Source organism: Arthrobacter sp. C152 (genome assembly GCF_054890965.1).
This window is the reverse complement of record NZ_JBTZSU010000009.1, coordinates 14,349-32,592: the sequence shown is the minus strand read 5'-3', so window position 1 is coordinate 32,592 and position 18,244 is coordinate 14,349. Positions and strand designations below refer to the sequence as shown.

General features: G+C 69.8%; 16 protein-coding genes. 8 read left to right on the top strand and 8 right to left on the bottom strand.

Annotation, left to right across the window (positions count from 1 at the left end; genetic code table 11):
- Window positions 1-5 precede the first annotated feature (5 nt).
- The 8 genes from msrB to ACYSM9_RS08770 all read left to right on the top strand — a co-directional run bounded on the left by msrB (window position 6) and on the right by ACYSM9_RS08770 (window position 9,536).
- A complete protein-coding gene (gene msrB, locus ACYSM9_RS08805; RefSeq protein WP_461856700.1) occupies window positions 6-473 on the top strand; it encodes a peptide-methionine (R)-S-oxide reductase MsrB in 468 nt (155 codons plus the stop codon).
- Between the two features lie 144 nt (window positions 474-617).
- On the top strand, window positions 618-1,985 hold the full coding sequence (locus ACYSM9_RS08800; RefSeq protein WP_461856607.1) for a DUF6421 family protein: 1,368 nt from the start codon (window positions 618-620) through the stop codon (window positions 1,983-1,985).
- The gene (locus ACYSM9_RS08795; protein ID WP_461856606.1) at window positions 1,982-2,716 is read left to right on the top strand and encodes an SDR family NAD(P)-dependent oxidoreductase; all 735 of its coding nucleotides are present in this window, start codon (window positions 1,982-1,984) and stop codon (window positions 2,714-2,716) included. Before ACYSM9_RS08800 ends, ACYSM9_RS08795 begins: the two co-directional genes overlap by 4 nt.
- Before the next feature lie 58 nt (window positions 2,717-2,774).
- On the top strand, window positions 2,775-3,872 hold the full coding sequence (locus ACYSM9_RS08790) for a threonine aldolase family protein (protein ID WP_461856605.1): 1,098 nt from the start codon (window positions 2,775-2,777) through the stop codon (window positions 3,870-3,872).
- Window positions 3,873-3,927: 55 nt separating this feature from the next.
- Window positions 3,928-4,581 (top strand): DUF3000 domain-containing protein, encoded by a 654-nt coding sequence (locus ACYSM9_RS08785; protein WP_461856604.1) that lies wholly within the window; start codon window positions 3,928-3,930, stop codon window positions 4,579-4,581.
- Window positions 4,582-4,646: 65 nt separating this feature from the next.
- Window positions 4,647-5,981 carry an HRDC domain-containing protein gene (locus tag ACYSM9_RS08780; protein WP_461856603.1) on the top strand — a complete coding sequence of 445 codons (1,335 nt, stop codon included), beginning with the start codon at window positions 4,647-4,649 and terminating at the stop codon, window positions 5,979-5,981.
- 118 nt (window positions 5,982-6,099) lie between these two features.
- Window positions 6,100-7,374 carry a thiolase family protein gene (locus tag ACYSM9_RS08775; protein ID WP_461856602.1) on the top strand — a complete coding sequence of 425 codons (1,275 nt, stop codon included), beginning with the start codon at window positions 6,100-6,102 and terminating at the stop codon, window positions 7,372-7,374.
- Complete coding sequence (locus ACYSM9_RS08770; RefSeq protein WP_461856601.1) at window positions 7,371-9,536, top strand: 3-hydroxyacyl-CoA dehydrogenase NAD-binding domain-containing protein; 2,166 nt, start codon at window positions 7,371-7,373, stop codon at window positions 9,534-9,536. Before ACYSM9_RS08775 ends, ACYSM9_RS08770 begins: the two co-directional genes overlap by 4 nt.
- Here the strand turns inward: ACYSM9_RS08770 and ACYSM9_RS08765 are convergent.
- The 8 genes from ACYSM9_RS08765 to dxs all read right to left on the bottom strand — a co-directional run bounded on the left by ACYSM9_RS08765 (window position 9,533) and on the right by dxs (window position 18,199).
- The gene (locus ACYSM9_RS08765; protein WP_461856600.1) at window positions 9,533-11,206 is read right to left on the bottom strand and encodes an ABC transporter ATP-binding protein; all 1,674 of its coding nucleotides are present in this window, start codon (window positions 11,204-11,206) and stop codon (window positions 9,533-9,535) included. The two genes, ACYSM9_RS08770 and ACYSM9_RS08765, sit on opposite strands and share 4 nt — an antisense overlap.
- Entirely contained in the window at window positions 11,199-11,984 is a 786-nt protein-coding gene (locus ACYSM9_RS08760; RefSeq protein WP_461856599.1) for an energy-coupling factor transporter transmembrane component T, read from the bottom strand. The genes ACYSM9_RS08765 and ACYSM9_RS08760 overlap by 8 nt, the downstream gene beginning before the upstream one ends.
- Window positions 11,985-11,994: 10 nt before the next feature.
- On the bottom strand, window positions 11,995-12,864 hold the full coding sequence (locus ACYSM9_RS08755) for an ECF transporter S component (RefSeq protein ID WP_461856598.1): 870 nt from the start codon (window positions 12,862-12,864) through the stop codon (window positions 11,995-11,997).
- Between the two features lie 171 nt (window positions 12,865-13,035).
- Entirely contained in the window at window positions 13,036-14,061 is a 1,026-nt protein-coding gene (locus ACYSM9_RS08750) for a nucleoside hydrolase (RefSeq protein WP_461856597.1), read from the bottom strand.
- Between the two features lie 6 nt (window positions 14,062-14,067).
- Window positions 14,068-15,045: an aldo/keto reductase gene (locus ACYSM9_RS08745; RefSeq protein WP_461856596.1), complete on the bottom strand. Its 978-nt coding sequence runs from the start codon at window positions 15,043-15,045 to the stop codon at window positions 14,068-14,070.
- Window positions 15,046-15,054: 9 nt separating this feature from the next.
- Complete coding sequence (locus ACYSM9_RS08740) at window positions 15,055-15,615, bottom strand: hypothetical protein (RefSeq protein WP_461856595.1); 561 nt, start codon at window positions 15,613-15,615, stop codon at window positions 15,055-15,057.
- Window positions 15,612-16,229 (bottom strand): DUF402 domain-containing protein, encoded by a 618-nt coding sequence (locus ACYSM9_RS08735; RefSeq protein ID WP_461856594.1) that lies wholly within the window; start codon window positions 16,227-16,229, stop codon window positions 15,612-15,614. Before ACYSM9_RS08735 ends, ACYSM9_RS08740 begins: the two co-directional genes overlap by 4 nt.
- On the bottom strand, window positions 16,226-18,199 hold the full coding sequence (gene dxs, locus ACYSM9_RS08730; RefSeq protein ID WP_461856593.1) for a 1-deoxy-D-xylulose-5-phosphate synthase: 1,974 nt from the start codon (window positions 18,197-18,199) through the stop codon (window positions 16,226-16,228). The genes ACYSM9_RS08735 and dxs overlap by 4 nt, the downstream gene beginning before the upstream one ends.
- Between the last annotated feature and the right edge of the window lie 45 nt (window positions 18,200-18,244).

The window sequence follows — 18,244 nt, the reverse complement described above, 5'->3', positions numbered from 1 at the left end:
CGGGCATGGTGGGCGCCGGCACACAGGGCACCGGCCACCAGGCAGCAGTCGAGAAGACAGATGCGCAGTGGCGCGAGGAGCTGACCCGGGAGGAGTACCACGTGCTCCGCCAGGCCGGCACCGAGCGGCCCTACACCGGCGAGTACTGGGATACCCACACTGCTGGGGTCTACCAGTGCCGCGCCTGCAGGGCTGAACTGTTCACCAGCAACGAGAAGTTCGATTCCCATTGCGGCTGGCCGTCCTTCTGGGCCCCCTTGGCTGAGGGAAAGGTCCGCTACATCCACGACCGCACCCTGGGCATGGACCGCATTGAGGTGCGCTGTGCCTCGTGCGATTCCCACCTGGGCCATGTCTTCGAGGGCGAGGGCTACGGCACTCCCACCGACCAGCGCTACTGCATCAATTCGGTGTCCCTGCGCCTCGTGACCAGCGAAAACGCGGAGCCGGACGAGGCCGCCCCCGCCTCCTGAATGCGCCAGCCGGGACCTGGCCTCGACCCGCTTCCCAGCATGCCGAGCCCAAGAGTATCTTGGGCTCGCAACGTTTTTAGATAAGTCCTACTGTTTGCTTGCTACGCTCGCCGAAGAAGCACGCAAACAGAAAGGCAGCCGACGATGACAGAGACCCTGGCCACCGCCACAACGGGGATTTCAGCGCAGAATCCCGACTGGCTGCGCCTCAAAGGCGCGGCCACCGCACTCCAGGCATTCCAGGTCCAGGACGGCTCCATCCCGGACGCCGCCGCCCACCCCGAGGCTGCCGGGCACGTCCGCGCCATCACCGAAGCCATCCAGGCCCTCGCCCCGGTTTTCCCGCAAGACGCCGGCTACCTCGACGCCGCCTGCCAGGACTTCTCGGCCTGGGCGGCCGGCGGGTTCGCAGTCCCCGACTTCCTGTCCTCCCTCGTCGCCTTCCAGCCGCAGGAACTGCGCCGCGATGGCCTCCAGCACCTGGTGGTCTTTCCGATGTACACCCAGAACGGCAGCAGCAGCAGGCTGGTCGAAGCCGTCCTGGTGGAGGTCATCTGGCCGGAGTTCATTGCCGGGCTGGAGGCCGGGGAATACTCAAACAAGCTCTTCGTGCCCATCCGCTTCCTGGACTTCACGCCCGGCTACGATACGAACTCGGCAGTCCTCTTCCCCGAGACGGTGGCCGTCAGCCGGACCCCCACCTTTACGTGGGGCGCCATTTTCGCGGACCGCGAGGCCGCCAGGTTCCGCCGCGTCCTCAAGGCCGCCGCCGACATCACGTCCCTGGAGCTGCCGGAGGGCGCCGCGGAACTGCTCGCGGACCAGGACCTCACGGAGGCCACGTTCGTCATGTGGGACCTGATCCACGACCGGACCCACATGCGCGGCGACCTGCCGTTCGATCCGTTCATGATCAAGCAGCGCATGCCCTACTTCCTGTACTCCCTCGAGGAACTGCGCTGCGACCTCACCGCCTTCCGGGAATCGGTCCGGATCGAAAAGGACGACGACGCCGATCCCGAAGCCCGCCGGCACGCGAAACTGGTGCAGTACGCCATCATCTTCGACCGCATCTTCCGCTTCGCCATCACCGGCAGCCGGGTCCGCAACTACGACGGACTGGGCGGGCAGCTCCTGTTCGCCTGGCTGCACCAGCAACACGTGCTGCACTGGACCGACACCCGGCTCACCATCGACTGGGACGAGGTGCCGGACGCGGTCATCGCCCTGGGCGCCAGCATCGACGAACTCTACTGGCGCTCCATCGACAGGCCGAAGACGGCGCACTGGCTGGCCGCCTACCGACTGGTGTCGGCCACCGTCACCCCCAACCCCGCGTCCGTCTGGGCCAAGGGGCCGGAGGCGCTGCCGCTGGCCGGAACGCCGCGTGGACTGACGGACCAGGTGCTGGACGACGAATTCCCGCTGTCCATGTTCTATGAGGCCCTGGAGAAGAAAATGCGCCCCGTCATCGAGTCGACGGCCGGAATCACCGGCAGCTCAGCGCTGTGAGCCAGCCCCGCGCGGAGGACCCACCCACGCTGACAGTCCTGGTCGCCGGAGGCAGCGGCCCCTCCGGGATTGCCGTCGCCCGCGCCCTGCACGGGGCAGGCCACCGGGTGTTCACCGTCGGTTCCGACCAGGAGCGGATCGCTGCCGCCGCACAGCAGGCGGGCGACGGCGCCACTCCCCTGGTGTGCGACCTCGCCAGCCTGGACGGCGTCCGGCAGCTGCGCCGCGACATCGCGGCAGCCGGCGGCACGGTGGACGCCGTCATCCACCTGGTGGGCGGCTGGCGCGGCGCCCAGGGGATCGCCGACCAGTCCGACGAGGACTGGGACTTCCTGGCACGGGGGGCCATCACCACCCTGCGGAACGTCGGCAGGGTCTTCTTCGAGGACCTTGCCCGCTCCCCGCGCGGCCGGTTCGCCATGGTCTCCTCGACCACCGTCGAAAACCCGGCGGCGCCCATAGCAAACTACGTCGCGGCCAAGGCTGCCGCGGAAGCATGGACGATGGCCATGGCGGACGGCTTCCGGCGCGCTTCGGAGGAAGCCGGCGGCGGGGCAGCCGCCGTCGTCCTGGTGGTGAAGGCCCTGGTGGACGAGGCACAGCGGCGCCGCACTCCGGAGCGGTCCTTCGCGGGGGCGACGGACGTGGAGGAACTGGCCGCCGCCGTCGTCCGGCTTTTCACCACCCCGGCCGCGGAACTCAACGGAGTCCGGCTCCGGCTGGCCGGCTGAGCCCCGCCGTGACGGCATCCAACGAGACTGTACCTACACTGAAAGCGTGAGCAACCCCATGACGACCACAGCAGACACCGTGGCGGCACTGCGCCTGCACGATCCGAACGTACGAGGTTTTGCCTCCGACAACTACTCGGGCGTGCATCCCGAAATCCTCGCCGCGCTGGCAGCGGCCAATGACGGGCACCAGGTCTCGTACGGCGAGGATGACTACACCGCCCGGCTGCAGGAACTGATGGCCGGACACTTCGGCCCGGGCATCGAGTGCTTCCCCGTCTTCAACGGCACCGGCGCCAACGTCCTGTCCCTGCAGTCGCTGCTCCCCCGCTGGGGTGCCGTGGTGTGCGCCTCCACGGCCCACATCAACATGGACGAAAACGGTGCCCCGGAACGCATCGGCGGCCTGAAGCTGCTGCATGTTCCCACCCCTGACGGCAAGCTGACGCCGGACCTGATCGACCGGGAAGCCTGGGGATGGGGGGATGAACACCGCGCCCAGCCGTTGGCCGTCTCCATCACCCAGACCACGGAACTGGGCACCTGCTACACGCCGGAGGAGGTGCGGGCCATTGCCGACCACGCCCATGCCAAGGGCATGAAGCTGCACATGGACGGGGCCCGGCTTGCCAACGCCGCAGCACACCTCGGCGTGCCGCTGCGGGCCTTCACGCGGGACGCGGGAGTGGACATCCTGTCCTTCGGGGGCACCAAGAATGGGCTGCTGTTCGGCGAAGTGGTGGTGGCCCTGAACCCCGACGCCGCCCACGGGCTGGTGTACCTGCGCAAGATGGACATGCAGCTGGCGTCCAAGATGCGCTTCCTCTCAGCCCAGTTCATCGCGCTGCTGGACGGCGACCTGTGGCTCCGCTCAGCGTCCCATGCGAACGCCATGGCCGCCCGGCTGCGAGCCGCCGTCGACACCATCGACGGCGTCCGCCCCACCCAGAAGACCGAGTCCAACGGCGTGTTCGCCGTACTGCCCCCCGGCGTTGCCGACAGGCTGCGGACATCCTTCCGGTTCTACGACTGGGACGAGGCCGCCGGCGAAGTCCGGTGGATGTGTTCCTTTGACACCACCGAGGAGGACGTTGATGCGTTCGCTGCCGCAATCCGCCACGAACTCCGGGACTACCACGGCGGCCGGGCGGGCTGAACGGCCGCCGACGGCGAGCCTACCCGCCCGGCCCCGCCCGGTTGCGTAATCTGCCATGGTGAACGCACTCGACCAGGTTCCACCGGATTTCCTCCATGCCCTGGGAGCCCTCAGGAAAGCCCAGTGCCGCAAGGAACTGCACCTGGCGGAAATTCCCGCCCCCGCGCGCCTGGCCCCCTTCGCCGTCGCCCTCGGCGCCGAGGTCCTGGCACCCGGGTCAGGGGCCCCTGCCACCCCCGTCCACGGACCGGCGGCCATGGCCCTGGCATCAGCCTCCGGAACGCCGGACGAGGAGCAAACCGAATTGGCCACCGGCCGCTTCATCCTGCTCCACGACCCGGACGGCTCGGCGGTATGGGACGGCGAGTTCCGCATCGTCACCTACATCCGGGCCGAACTCGAGCCCGAGATGGGCAACGACCAGATGCTGGGAACCGTGGCCTGGACGTGGCTGGTGGAGGCGCTGGAGAACCACAAGGCCCCGTACCGGGCGGCCGGCGGAACCGCCACCCGCGTCCTGTCCGAAAGCTTCGGCACCCTCGCCGGGCGTCCCGGCTCCATCGACATTGAGCTGCGCGCGTCCTGGACGCCCGCCTCGGCGGACGTCACGGCCCACCTTGAAGCCTGGTCCGACATGGTGTGCACCTTCGCCGGGCTGCCACCCCTGCCCGACGGCGTCACCGCCCTTCCGCACCGGCGCCGGAGCTAGGCCGTGGAAGCCGCGGCCCTGCGGCAGGGAACGGCGCCGGGCCGGGCCGGTAAACTGGGGGCACCATGACCCCAAACATTCCGGATAACACCACAGCCGGCGTCCCGGCTGATGCTGCCGCACCCCACATCACGGTGGAGGGCTTTGACAGCCCAATCCCCGAAATCATCGACCTTGACGCCCCCCGGGACGGCGTTCCGCTGGTCATCGAAACACAGTCCGGACTGGAGCGGTGCGCCGCCGCCATCGCCGCCGGCACGGGCCCGGCCGGTGTTGACGCCGAGCGTGCGTCGGGATTCCGCTACGGGCAGCGGGCCTTCCTGGTCCAGATCCGCCGGGAGGGCGCCGGTACCTGGCTGATCGACCCCGAACCCTTCGGGAACCTGGACATCATCAACGACGCCCTCCGCGGGGTCGAATGGATCCTGCATGCCGCCACCCAGGACCTGCCCTGCCTGTCCGAGCTGGGGATGTGGCCCGACAAACTGTTCGACACCGAGCTGGCCGCACGGCTGGCAGGCCTGCCCCGGGTCGGCCTGGCAGCAGTGATCGAACAGCTGCTGGGATTCGGACTCGCCAAGGAACACTCCGCCGCCGACTGGTCCACCCGCCCCCTGCCGGAACCGTGGCTGCGCTACGCCGCCCTGGACGTGGAGGTCCTCAGCGAGCTGCGCGAAGAACTCGTCGAACTGCTGCAGGCGGACGGAAAACTGGAGTACGCCGAACAGGAGTTCGCCGCCATCCTGGAGGCCGGTATCGCTCCGCCGCGGGTGGACCCCTGGCGGAAGACCTCGGGACTGCACCAGATCCGGGACCGCCGCCAGCTGGCGGCCGTCCGCGAACTGTGGCTGGAGCGCGATGCGCTGGCGCAGAAGCGCGACGTCGCCCCCGGACGTCTCATCCCCGACTCCGCCCTGGTGGCCGCGGCCAAGGCCATGCCCGCCACGGTGCCCCAGCTCCTCAGCACCAAGGGATTCCACGGCCGCGCAGCGCAGCGCGAAGCACCCCGCTGGCTCCGGTGCATCGCCGCCGCCCGCGCGCTGGAGGAGCTGCCTCCGCTCCACCTGGCCACCAACGCACCGCCGCCGCCGCGTGTCTGGGCAGACCGGGACCCCGAAGCTGCGGCCCGGCTGGCCACCGCCCGGCCGCTGCTGCAGCAGAAGGCCGAGGAGCTGAAGCTGCCGCTGGAGAACCTGCTCACGCCGGACTACCTGCGCCGCGTGGCGTGGCGTCCCCCCGCGGATGTGGGCACCGAGTCGATCGCCGCCGAGCTCCGCGCCCTGGGCGCCCGGGCCTGGCAGGTGGAACTCACGGCCCCACTGATCTCCGCCGCCTTCCTGAATCCCCAGCCGCTGCCGCCCAAGGAACCCAAACTCGTCCCGGCCGCCGGGAGCCAGTAGCCTCCGGACCGGCCTTGCGAGCTAAGTTACTCACGAGTAACATCGGTGGGACCGACGCCCCGGCTGCTGCCGCCCTCCGGCATGCACCGGCGCGCAACGTCTCGATGAGGAGTTACACGTGAGCCAGCACGGAAGCGGCGCGTCCCCGCGCACTGTCCGCGACGTCGTCTTTGTGGACGGCATCCGCACACCCTTCGGCCGGGCCGGCGAGAAAGGAATCTACGCCGGCACCCGGGCCGACGACCTGATCGTGAAGTGCATCCGCGGCCTCCTGCGAAGGAACCCGTCCCTGCCGCCGGAGCGGATCGACGAGGTGGCCATTGCCGCCACCACCCAGGCCGGCGACCAAGGGCTGACGCTGGGCAGGACCGCCGCGCTGCTGGCCGGCCTGCCGCGCTCGGTGCCGGGCTTCGCCATCGACCGGATGTGCGCCGGGGCCATGACCGCGGTCACCACGACGGCGGGCGGCATCGGCTTTGGTGCCTACGACGTGGTCATTGCCGGCGGCGTGGAACACATGGGCCACCACCCCATAGGCTCGGGCGCCGACCCCAACCCGCGGTTCATGACCGAGCGGCTGGTGGATCCGGCGGCCCTGAACATGGGCAACACGGCCGAGAACCTGCACGACCGCTTCCCGACCATCACCAAAGAGCGCACCGACGCCTATGCGGTGGCCTCGCAGGAGAAGCTGGCGGCCGCCTACGGTGCCGGCAGGATCCAGCCGGACCTCGTTCCCGTCGCCGCCCGCAAACCGGGCGAGGGCTGGACCGTCCACAGCGCCGACGAACCACCCCGCCCGGGAACCACCATGGCGGACCTGGCGGCGCTGCGCACGCCGTTCCGCGCCCACGGCCGGGTCACCGCAGGGAACGCCGCGGGATTGAACGACGGCGCCACGGCCGCGGTCCTCGCGTCGTCAGAAGCTGCGGCCAGCCTGGGCCTGCCTGTGAAGATGCGGCTGGTCAGCTACGCCTATGCCGGCGTCGAGCCCGAGGTCATGGGCATCGGCCCCGTGCCGGCCACCGAAAAGGCACTGGCGAACGCCGGGCTCACCATCGATGACATCGGTCTGTTCGAGATCAACGAGGCGTTCGCCGTCCAGGTCCTGAGTTTCCTGGAACACTATGGAATCGCCGACTTCGACCCCCGCGTCAACCGCTACGGCGGGGCGATCGCTGTGGGCCACCCCCTCGCCTCCTCCGGTGTCCGGCTGATGATCCAGCTCGCCCGGCAGTTCGAGGAGGACCCCACCGTCCGCTACGGCATCACCACCATGTGCGTCGGACTGGGAATGGGTGCCACCGTCATCTGGGAGAACCCGCACCACCCGGACTACGCCGGAACCCGCACTGGGCAAGCCACCACCACCGCCGAAGGAGCCCTGGCATGAGCGCCGCAGATTTCCGCAAGCTGGCGGACCTGTTCCCCAACGAATCCGTCACCCACTCCTACGTCCAGGACATCGAGCTCCCGGGACCGGCAGGAAAACCAGGCCCGGGCACCTTTGCCCTCATCACCCTGGACAACGACCTTGACCACACTAAGCCCACCACGCTTGGCCCCAACACGCTGGTGGAGCTCGGCACGATGCTCGAGTCCCTCCGGGAACGCGCCGCCCGCGGCGAGATCGTGGGCGTCGGCGTCACCGGCAAGCCCCACTACCTGGTGGCCGGGGCGGACCTGTCCGCGGTGAAGTCGCTGGAAAAGCGCGAACACGGCCTATGGATGGCACAGCTGGGCCACGACGTCTACGCAACCCTGGCCAACCTCGGCGTTCCAAGCTTCGCCTTCATCAACGGCGCGGCCCTGGGCGGCGGCCTCGAAATCGCGCTCCAGTCCACCTACCGCACCGTGTCCACGGGAGCCGGCGCCCTGGCACTTCCGGAGGCCTACCTCGGACTCGTGCCCGGCTGGGGCGGCGTCTACCTCCTCCCCCGGCTGGTCGGCCCCGAAAACGCCGTCAAGGTGATGATCGAGAACCCGCTCAGCAACAACAGGACGCTCAGCGGGACGCAGGCCTTCAACCTGGGCATCGCCGACGCCCTCTTCGAACCCGCGGACTTCCTGGAGCAGTCGCTGGCCTGGGCCGCCACGGTCATCAGCGGCCACGTGGTCCCGGAGCGGCCCAACGCCGTCGACCCCGCCGGCCCGGACACCGCCCGGCGCTGGGCTGCCGCTGTGGCAGCGGGACGGGCGTTGGTCGAGGCGAAAACCTCCAACGCCGCCCCCGCCCCGGGCAAGGTCCTGGACCTGCTGGAGGCAAACCGCACCATGACCCAGGCGGAGTCCGCCGCCCTCGAATGCGAAACCCTCGCCGAACTGATGCAGACCGACGAGTTCCGGTGCACGGTCTACGCCTTCCTTGACCTGGTGCAGAAGCGCGCCAAGCGGCCGGCGGGCGCTCCGGACCGGCAACTGGCGCGGCCGGTCACCAAGGTGGGGGTGGTGGGTGCCGGCCTGATGGCAGGCCAGCTGGCCCTGCTCTTCGCCCGCCAGCTGAAGGTGCCCGTGGTGCTGACGGACATCGACCAGGTCCGCGTGGACAAGGGCGTGGCCTACGTCCACGCCGAGGTGGACAAGCTGCTGGCAAAACAGCGCATCAGCCAGGACGCCGCCAACCGCACCAAGGCCCTGGTGACGGGCTCGGTCTCGAAGGAATCCTTCGCGGACGCGGACTTCGTGATCGAGGCCGTCTTCGAGGAACTGGGCGTCAAGAAACAGGTCTTCGCCGAGCTGGAGGCGGTCGTATCCCCGGAGTGCATCCTGGCCACCAACACGTCCTCGCTCTCGGTCACGGCCATGGCCGAGGATCTGCAGCATCCCGAACGCCTGGTGGGGTTCCACTTCTTCAACCCCGTGGCCGTCATGCCGCTGCTGGAGATTGTCCGGGCCCCGCGCACCGAAGACGCCGTGCTCGCCACGGCGTTCGCGCTGGCCAAGGCGCTGAAGAAGAACGCAGTGCTGGTCAAGGACGCTGCTGCGTTCGTGGTCAACCGCATCCTGCTCCGGCTGATGGGCGAAGTCACGGCCGTGTTCGACGAAGGCACCCCGGCCGATGTCGCGGACAATGCCCTGCGCCCGATGGGCCTGCCAATGACGCCGTTTACGCTGCTCGCCATGGTGGGCCTGCCGGTGGCCCAGCACGTCCAGGAGTCGCTGCACAGCGCATTCGGGGACCGGTTCCCGGTCTCCACCAACCTGGGCAAGCTCATCGACAACAACGTCAAGGCTTTATGGGAGACCGCCCCGGACGGCTCCCGGGCCATTCCTGCCGCCACGCTGGACCTGATGTCGTTTGGTACCGATCCCTCCACGCAGGAGCAGGTGCTGCACCGGGTGCAGGACGCCCTGGCGGAGGAAATCGGCCTGATGCTGGAGGAGGGCGTGGTGGCCGGCCCGGAGGATGTTGACCTCTGCATGATCCTCGGGGCCGGCTGGCCGCTGTTCCTCGGCGGCATCACGCCCTACCTGGACCGGACAGGCGCGTCGGAACGGGTCAACGGCCGCCGCTTCCTGGCCCCCGGGGTGGCGTCCCGCCCGGCCGAAAGCTAGGCCGGCAGCAGCCGGCCGCCGTCGAGCGCCACCATGCGGTGCGCCGCCGGGCGTGCGTAGCCCAGGTCATGGGTGACCAGCACGACGGCGGCGCCTTCCGCGGCCGCCGACCGTACGGCTGCATCCAAGAGGGCCAGCCCGCGACCGTCCAGTGCGACGGTGGGCTCATCCAGCGCCAGCACTGCCGGCTTGCGGGCCAGGACGGTGGCCAGCGCCAGCAGGCGCTGGCTGGAAGCGGGCAGTTCGGCCGGATGCTCCCCGGCGAAGCGTGCCAGGCCGGTCGCCTCGAGCGCCGCCGCCGCCCGCTCCGCCGCCACCGCCGGCGGGAACAGGCGGTCCAGGCCGAACCGGACCTCCCGGCTGACGGTGCGTTCGAACAGCTGGTCCCGGGGATGCTGGAACAGCAGGCCCACCGACGCGGCAGTCCGGCCCACCGGCGCTCCCGCGATGTCGCCGCCGGCCACCAGCACGGTCCCCGCAGTGGGCCGGAGCAGGCCATTGAAGTGGCGCAGGAGGGTTGATTTCCCGGCGCCGTTGGGCCCGGTCACGGCGATGACCTCGCCGGGGTGGACGGCCAGGTGGATATCCTCCAGCACGGTCGGCCCGCGGTCCAGGCTCCCTGCCCCCGCGGCATCCCGGCGCCAGTTGCCGCGTGCCGGCCTCCGGCGTCCGGCTGCCACCCCCGCGGTTGCCGGATACGCGAAGGAGACGCCGGCCAGCTGCAGCGCGGCAGGCGCGCCGGGCGCGGCGGGCGGCGGTGCGGCCGGCCTGGCCGGGGACCGCACAGCTCCCTGGCCTGGGCGTTCCTGTGCTGGGCTTTCCTGAGCTGGGCTTTCCTGCGCTGGGCGCCGGACCGCTGCCGGCAGTCCAGGGGCCGTAGCCAGGCCGGCGGGGGTGCCGGCGGCGGTGGCCGTGCCGTCCTCGAGGACGAGCCAGTGCTGTGCCTCCAGCAGTGCCGGTTCCACGGCCTGGCTAAGGACCACGACGGCGGTTCCGTCCTGCACGAGGCGGCGCACCAGCGTGGCGAGGTCCCGGGCGCCGGCGGCGTCCAGTGAGGCGAAGGGCTCGTCCATGATCAGCACCGGAGGGCCGGCGATGACCGCGCAGCCAATGGCCAGGCGTCGCAGCTGGCCGCCGGAGAGCCGTGCAGGATCCCGGTCCAGCAGGCCCTGAAGGCCGAGCAGGCCCGCAGTACGCTCCACCGCGGCCTGCATGGCATTGCGTTCCATCCCGGCGTTCTCCAGGCCGAACGCCAGCTCTTCGGCCACGGTGGCCCGGACCGTCGAAAGGATCGCTGCGGGGTCCTGGGGCACGAACCCTGCGTGCCGGCCCCACCGGGCGGGGTCGATCCGCGGATCGTCGGCGCCGCCGTCGAACTCCAGCCGGGTCCCCGACAGTTCCAGGAACCCGGTGAGCCTTCCGTGTCCGCCGGGGGCCAGCCAGCCCGCGAGGAGCTTCCCCAAGGTGGACTTGCCGCTGCCTGACGCGCCCAGGATGGCAGTGAAGGAGCCGGGGGCGACGGAGAGGGCCACATCATGCAGGGCCGGTGCCGTGCCATCGTGGAAGGTGAACTCCCGGATGTCCGCCGCCAGCGCCAGCCTTCCATCGCTGTGAGCGGCATCCGGGTTGCCGGCGCCACCGGCGCCACCGGCGGCCGTTCGCTCAGCCACCGGAGCCTGCCACAACGCGGAGCACTACTGCGGCCACAGCCGCCACTACCAGGATGAGGCGCACCACGTGCTGCATCCCGGAGTCGGCCACTTCCCGGTAGCTGGTCCGCGGCCCCGGGGCGCTGAAGCCGCGCGATTCCAGCGCGGTGGCCCGGGTGGCAGCGTCCTCCACGAGCGACAGGACCAGTGGTACGGCCTGCAGCCGGAATGCCGCCGCGCGGGAGAACAGGTTGCGGGATACCACCAGGCCGCGTGATTCCTGCGCCTGCCGGATGCGTTCGGCCCGTGCGGCGATCGCGGGCATCAGCGTCAGCGTGGATGCCAGCACGAAGGCGAACCGGCCCGCCACACCCCGGGCGGACAGTGCGGCCACGAGGTCCGGGACGCTGACGCTGAACGAGAACACCAGCAGGGCGAGGACCACCGCTGCCAGGAGCAGGATCCGCTGCACCGCGAAGCCAAGTCCCTCGGCGGTAACACGGGCAGGGCCCCACTCGGCCAGGACCGTACGTCCCTCGGGGAAGAACAACCCGTGCAGCACCAGCAGCGACACCGCCAGCGGGACCAGGACGGCGGCAGCCGCGGGCAGCACCCGGCGGGCCGTGCCGCCCGCAACGGACAAGCCGACGCACGCCGCGGTCACGGCGAGCGACACAGCCCAGCTGGCTGCCGCCGTCGTCATGACCGCCGTGCAGCCGGCGGCTGCCAGGAGGGTCAGCGGATTAAGCCGCGCCGGCCTGGCCGGCGCTGCTGTCCCCGCCGCGGAACGTACGGTCACGGGGGCCGGCTCAGCCGTTCTGCCGTGTACCCGGCGCGGTGTCCTGCGGCCGGGTTTCGGCATGGCTGGCAGCCGCCGCGGCCTGGTCCCTGCCTGCGAGCACCCGGTGGCGCCGGATGAAGGGGAACTGCTGGCGGGTCCGGCGCGGCAGCGCGTACACCAGGAGGGCCACGATGGTGAACACGATGGCCTTGTCCATGGGGTCGGAGATCAGCGCCTGCTTGGTGATGGCAGCCAGGAGGGTGTCCCCCATGGCCCGGAACGCGCTGACGATGGCGCCGGTGGCCACGCCGGACGTCCCGCCGAAGACGAAGGCGGCTACCGGGGCCGAGACGACGCCCGCGATGATGCCGGTCACGAACCCGGCCACAGGTGCCAGGTAGAAACGGCGGAACAGGCCGTAGCGGGCGGCGAGCCCGGCGAGGCATCCGATCAGCGCGGCTCCTGCGGCGAACGGCAGCACCGTGGGGTTGAAGAAGGACCACACGATGCTGCTGAGGGCGCCGGTGGCCGCGCCGGCGGCCGGGCCTGCCAGGACGGCGATCAGCACGGTGCCGATGGCGTCGAGGTAGAAGGGAACCAGGGTGCTGCCCACGAACTGGCCCAGCACGATGTTCAGGACCAATGCCACGGGGATCAGCACCAGGGTGGATGCGGGCAGCGTGGGCAGGACGGCGATGACCAGCAGGACTGCCCCGGCGAGGAACCCGGAGAGGGCAATCAGGGCGGACGCGCTGCCCGGACCGCCGGTGATGTCCGTGGGCTGGTTGAGGACCAGGTAGACATATGTTCCGGCGATGGCCAGGGCGCCCAGGATTTCCAGCAGCCGGCGGCGCGCGGGGCGTTCCTGGGACGGTAGCGTCAGGGAGGGCGATGACATGTGGGGATGTTCCTTTGGGTGCGGGCAGGGCCCGGCGGTCCGGGCTGGGTTGTGGCTGCCTATGTCACCTCGGCAGCGTCCGGCGGCAACTGCGCCGGGCCGGTCCGTGGCCTATTCTACTGGCCTGCCGGCGCAACGTACCCGGGGGCAAGGATCCCGCGGCCTGACCTTTCAACCCACCCGCCGCGCCAGGCTGCCGACAGCGGACACGAGCTCACGGAACGCCTGCTCCGGGTTGTTGCCGGAGACGATCCTGGCGTTGGGCGGCGCGCCCCACAGCCCGCGGAAGTCGGCCACCGTGGTTCCGGCCAGCAGGGGCGATTCGGTTTCGACGTCGGCGGTGGCGGGCCGGGCGCTGTACTCGAGCGTGCCGGCGGCGACCCCGGCGGCGAAGAAGTCGTGGACGTGGGCCAGGTATCCCTGGTCATAGAGCCGGTGGAACTCGAAGTAGAAGCGCAGGGCATCGGACAGGTGCCGGACAAGGATGTTGTCCGAGGTGCTGCGCTGCCCTTCGGGCTGGTCCGGGAGCACCAGTTCGGGAACGCGGGCGCCGGCCGCTTCGGCCAGCGCGGCGACGTGGGCCGGGCGCAGTTCCATCCGTTCGGTGGTGTCCAGCGAACAGACGATGGGCAGTTTTTCCAGGGGCCGGCCGCGGTAGGCGGCGTAGACCTCCTTCGCCGCGTGCGGGTCCACGTGCGTGTTCCATTCGGCGGTCGGCGTGGTGTTGCCCTGGTGGTAAAAGGCCCCGCCCATAATGACCACCTTCGCCAGCAGGTCCGGAAGCGCCGGCTCCTTCCGCAGTGCCAGCGCGAAGTTGGTCAGCGGCGCCGTGATGAGGGCGGTCAGCTCCCCCGGCCGGGCCCGGGCGTGTTCAATCCAGAGGTCGACGGCGTTCCGCCGCGAGAGCCGTCCTTCAGGTCCGGGCAGGACGGCGTAGCCGATTCCCTGCGGCCCGTGGGTTTCCGGTGTCGTGAGCAGCGGGATGGACAGGGGCGCCCGGGCGCCCACGGCCACGTCGACGCCCGGTCGGCCGCACAGTTCCAGCAGGGCGAGGGTGTTGCAGGCCACCTGGTCGGCGTCCACGTTGCCGGGGGATGCGGTGACGGCGACGAACTCCGTGTCCGGCAGCGCCGCCAGGTAGGCAAGGGCCAGGGCGTCGTCGATGCCGGTATCGACATCCAGCAGGTAGGCGGGCACGGCTGCCTAGAAGAGGGCGACCTTGGGAACCGCGGGAAAGATGTCGTCGAGGGCGGCGAGGTCCTCCGGCGTGGGCGTCCAGTCCGCTGCCGCCGCGTTCTGCCGCACCTGCTCCGGCCTGGTGGCCCCGGCAATGACGCTGGCCACGGACGGCTGTGCGGCGAGCCAGGAGAAGGCGACCTCGATCTCGGTGAGGCCGCGTTCCTTGGCGAAGGCGCTGAACCTGCCCAGCTGGTCCCAGTCGGCGTCGTCCACCATGGTGGTGCGGGTGTGGCTCAGCCGGGAGCCTGCCGGGGCGTGTCCCGGCGAGTACTTGCCCGTGAGCAGCCCGTTGGCCAGCGGGAAGTACGGCAGGACGCCGAGCCCGAATTCCTCCGCGGCGGGGGTTACCTCGAGCTCGGCACGCCGGTCCAGGAGGTTGTAGTGGTTCTGGGTGGAAATAAAGCGCGCGGTGCCCAGCTCGCGGGCCACGTACTCCGCCTGCGCGATCTGCCAGCCGGCCCGGTTGGAGTGGCCGATGTAGCGCACCTTGCCGCTGGTGACCAGGGTGTCCAGGGCCGCGAGGGTCTCGTCGATGGGGGTCAGCGGGTCCGGGGTGTGGAACTGGTAGAGGTCGATCCAGTCCGTGCCCAGCCGCCGCAGCGATGCCTCGACGGCCGAGATGATGTAGCGGCGGGAGCCGCGGGCACCGAAGTCGGGCCCGCTGGCGCCTTTCATGTCCATGCCGAACTTGGTGGCAACGACGACGCCGGGGCGCCGGTTTCCGAGCGCCTGGCCCAGCATGGTTTCGCTGAGCCCGGGTTCGCGTCCGTAGGTGTCGGCAACGTCGAACAGCGTGATGCCGGCGTCCACCGCTGCGTGGACGACGGCGTCGGTGGCGTCCTGCGACTCGGTGGCCGTGTTGGCCCGGCCAAGGTTGTTGCAGCCCAGGCCCACGGTGGAGACGGTCAGGCCTGATTTACCGACACGGCGGTAGCTGGTCACGGGCGCCTCCTAAAGGCTGAAGCTGCTGGCAGGTTTCGCTGAGTGCTTGAGTTTGAACTGGTCCGGGTCACTGTAGGGTGCCGCGCCGATGCTGAGCTTGGTGAAGTCCAGGTCCTCGCCGCGGATGCAGACCTTGATGGCATTGACTGCTTTGTTCACGTCCGGGCAGAGGCAGAAAATGTTCAGTTTGAAGTCGGTGAATTCCGAGCGTTCCACCGTCCCGAGTCCACGCCAGGCGAGGTGGCTGATCAGGGCGTCGGTGGCCTTCTTCTGCAGGAAGCGGTCACGGTCCGTGCCTTTCCTGGTCTTGAGGGCGAACTGGGCCACCACCCAGGACTGCTGCTCCGCGGGGATTTCGGCGTAGCCGTCTTCCCCGCATTGCGCGGCGAAGGCGTCCAGCAGGCCGTCCGCCGCGGAGGCATCGGCGACGTCGGTTTCCTCGGTCTTGCTCTGGTGCCCCACGACGCCGAAGTTCATCACGAACTGCGAGTAGTCCTCGTCGAACCAGGCTTCCCGGAAGTGGAGGGTCCCTTCGTCGTCGCGCCTGTAAACCCTGACAATTCCGCTCATGTGCGTCCTTTTGCAAACCATTCAATATCGGAGCCGTCGAAGGGCGCCTGCTGCGCCTTCACGGCGTGGTACAGCTCGTCCGCGGCTGACTGGATGTCCTCGATCAGCTGCCGCGGGTAGTTCATCGCCACACTGTGCTCGGCGAATTCGTCCTGGTCGTCGATGAAGACGCCGCGCTGCCCGGTGCGGATGACATCCAGGTCCATGTCGATCACGTGGAACTCCGTGACGGCGGGCCGGATGTCCGTCCACTCATGCCCGACGGCGAGGTCCACGTAGACCCGGACGCCGCTGGGATGGGCGGAGTCGTAAAACGTGGCCACCCAGTCGCCGCGGCGCGGCACCAGCAGGACGGCGTCGGAGCGGGTGTAGAACGCGGCGCCGGGACGCGAGCAGAATTCATTGGTGCCCTGGAAGATCCACCATCCGTGCTGGTCTTCGCCGAGGTAGCGCCCCGGGACTACCCAGTGCGCTTTGCCGTTCCATTTCCTGTTCCGCGAGACCACCAACTGGCCGGGCGTCAGTCCGTTGGGGACCCGGGTCGTAGTGGTGTGCAGGGCAGGGCCGGCCTCCCCCACCGCTCCCGGGTACTTCAGCGCGTCTTCGTCCCTCACAGGATCGGGAGGCTGCCGGTGGTGGGGTGCTGCTGCCCCGGCAGGGGGCGGGCGAACGGAACCTTGGTTCCCAGCACCTGCGCGACGATGTCGTGCGTGATCTGCTGGGCGGTGAGACCCACCCGTTCCAGGACCTGGCTCCGTGTGCCGTGGTCGAGGAACTCGACGGGCAGGCCCACCTCGTTCAGGGCGGTGTCCACGCCCGCGGCGCGCATTTCCTGCCGGATCCGCGAACCGACGCCGCCGGCGCGGACGCCGTCCTCGATGCAGACCACCAGCCGGTGGTGCGAGGCCAGCGCGATGATGGAGCGGCGGACCGGCAGCACCCAGCGCGGGTCCACCACGGTGGTGCTGATGCCCTGCGCACCGAGCCGGTTGGAAACGTCCAGGGCGAGTTCGGACATCGCACCGACGCTGACGATCAGGACGTCGTTTTCGGTGGAACCCGAGGGGCGGCGGGCCAGGATGTCCACGCCGTCGCTCAGCCGTTCCAGGGCCTCGACCTCGGGGCCCACCGACCCCTTCGAGAAGCGCACCACGGTGGGGGCGTCGCTGACGGCGAGGGCTTCGCGCAGTTCCTCGCGCAGCCGGGTGGCGTCGCGGGGCGCGGCCAGGTGCAGGCCGGGGACGATCTGGACCATGGCCATGTCCCACATGCCGTGGTGGCTCGCGCCGTCGGGGCCGGTGACGCCGGCGCGGTCCAGGACGACGGTGACGCCGGCCTTGTGGAGTGCGACGTCCATGAGCAGCTGGTCAAAGGCCCGGTTGAGGAATGTGGCGTAGACGGCGACGACGGGATGGAGGCCGCCGAATGCCATGCCCGCTGCGGCGGTGAGGGCATGCTGCTCTGCGATGCCGACGTCGATGACGCGCTCCGGGTGCTTGGCGGCGAACTTGTGCAGGCCCACGGGGATGAGCATCGCCCCGGTGATGCCGACGACGTCGTCGCGTTCGTCGGAAATGGCGGCGATTTCGTCGGCGAACACCGAGGTCCACGACTGCGCACCAGCGGAGCCGGTGGGCTCGCCGGTTTCGGGGTCGATGATGCCGACGGCATGGAACTGGTCCGCTTCATGGGCCCGGGCGGGCGCGTAGCCGTGCCCCTTTTCCGTCATGGCGTGGACGATGACCGGGCCGCCGTAGTGCTTGGCGGTGGACAGGGCGTTCTCCATGGCCTGGAGGTTGTGGCCGTCCACCGGCCCGATGTACTTCATGCCCAGGTCTTCGAACATGCCCTGCGGGGCCCACCAGTCCTTGATGCCCTTCTTCATGGCATGCAGGCTCTTGTAGGTGAACTGGCCCACCGGGCCGCCGTTCTGGAGTTTCTTCTTCCACCAGTCCAGGGCACCCTCGTAGGCGGGGGCCGCCCGGAACGAGTCGATGGTGGGGCGCAGCGAGGCGAGGTAGTCGGCGAAGCCGCCCACCGTGGGCGCGTAGGAGCGGCCGTTGTCGTTGACGACGATGACCACGCGCCGCTTCTTGTCCGCGGCAATGTTGTTGATGGCCTCCCAGGCCATGCCGCCGGTCAGCGCGCCATCACCGACGATGGCCACGACGTGGCGATCGCCTTCGCCGGTGAGCTGGCGGGCGCGGGAAATGCCGTCAGCCCAGGACAGGGATGATGAGGCGTGTGAGCTCTCCACGATGTCGTGCTCGGACTCGGCCCGTGACGGGTATCCGGAGAGGCCGCCTTCCTGGCGGAGCGTGCTGAAGTCCTGGCGCCCGGTCAGCAGCTTGTGGACGTAGGACTGGTGGCCCGTGTCGAAGACGATGCTGTCACGGGGAGACTCGAAGATGCGGTGCACGGCCAGCGTCAGTTCCACGACGCCGAGGTTGGGTCCGAGGTGGCCGCCCGTCTGGGAGACGTTCGTGATCAGGAACTCCCTGATCTCCGAGGCCAGCTGTCCCAGCTGTTCCTCGGTCAACTCGTTCAGGTCCTGCGGATTCCGGATGGTGTCCAAGATTCCCAATGACCCCTCCTTCGGGTGGTAGACGTGCCGTTTAACTCTAACGCC

Bases quoted from the DNA above. Each gene is read 5' to 3' on its own strand.
- msrB (WP_461856700.1), top strand. From the start codon at position 6: ATGGTGGGCGCCGGCACACAGGGCACCGGCCACCAGGCAGCAGTCGAG.
- ACYSM9_RS08800 (WP_461856607.1), top strand. From the start codon at position 618: ATGACAGAGACCCTGGCCACCGCCACAACGGGGATTTCAGCGCAGAAT.
- ACYSM9_RS08790 (WP_461856605.1), top strand. From the start codon at position 2,775: ATGACGACCACAGCAGACACCGTGGCGGCACTGCGCCTGCACGATCCG.
- ACYSM9_RS08785 (WP_461856604.1), top strand. From the start codon at position 3,928: ATGGTGAACGCACTCGACCAGGTTCCACCGGATTTCCTCCATGCCCTG.
- ACYSM9_RS08780 (WP_461856603.1), top strand. From the start codon at position 4,647: ATGACCCCAAACATTCCGGATAACACCACAGCCGGCGTCCCGGCTGAT.
- ACYSM9_RS08770 (WP_461856601.1), top strand. From the start codon at position 7,371: ATGAGCGCCGCAGATTTCCGCAAGCTGGCGGACCTGTTCCCCAACGAA.
- ACYSM9_RS08755 (WP_461856598.1), bottom strand. From the start codon at position 12,864: ATGTCATCGCCCTCCCTGACGCTACCGTCCCAGGAACGCCCCGCGCGC.
- ACYSM9_RS08740 (WP_461856595.1), bottom strand. From the start codon at position 15,615: ATGAGCGGAATTGTCAGGGTTTACAGGCGCGACGACGAAGGGACCCTC.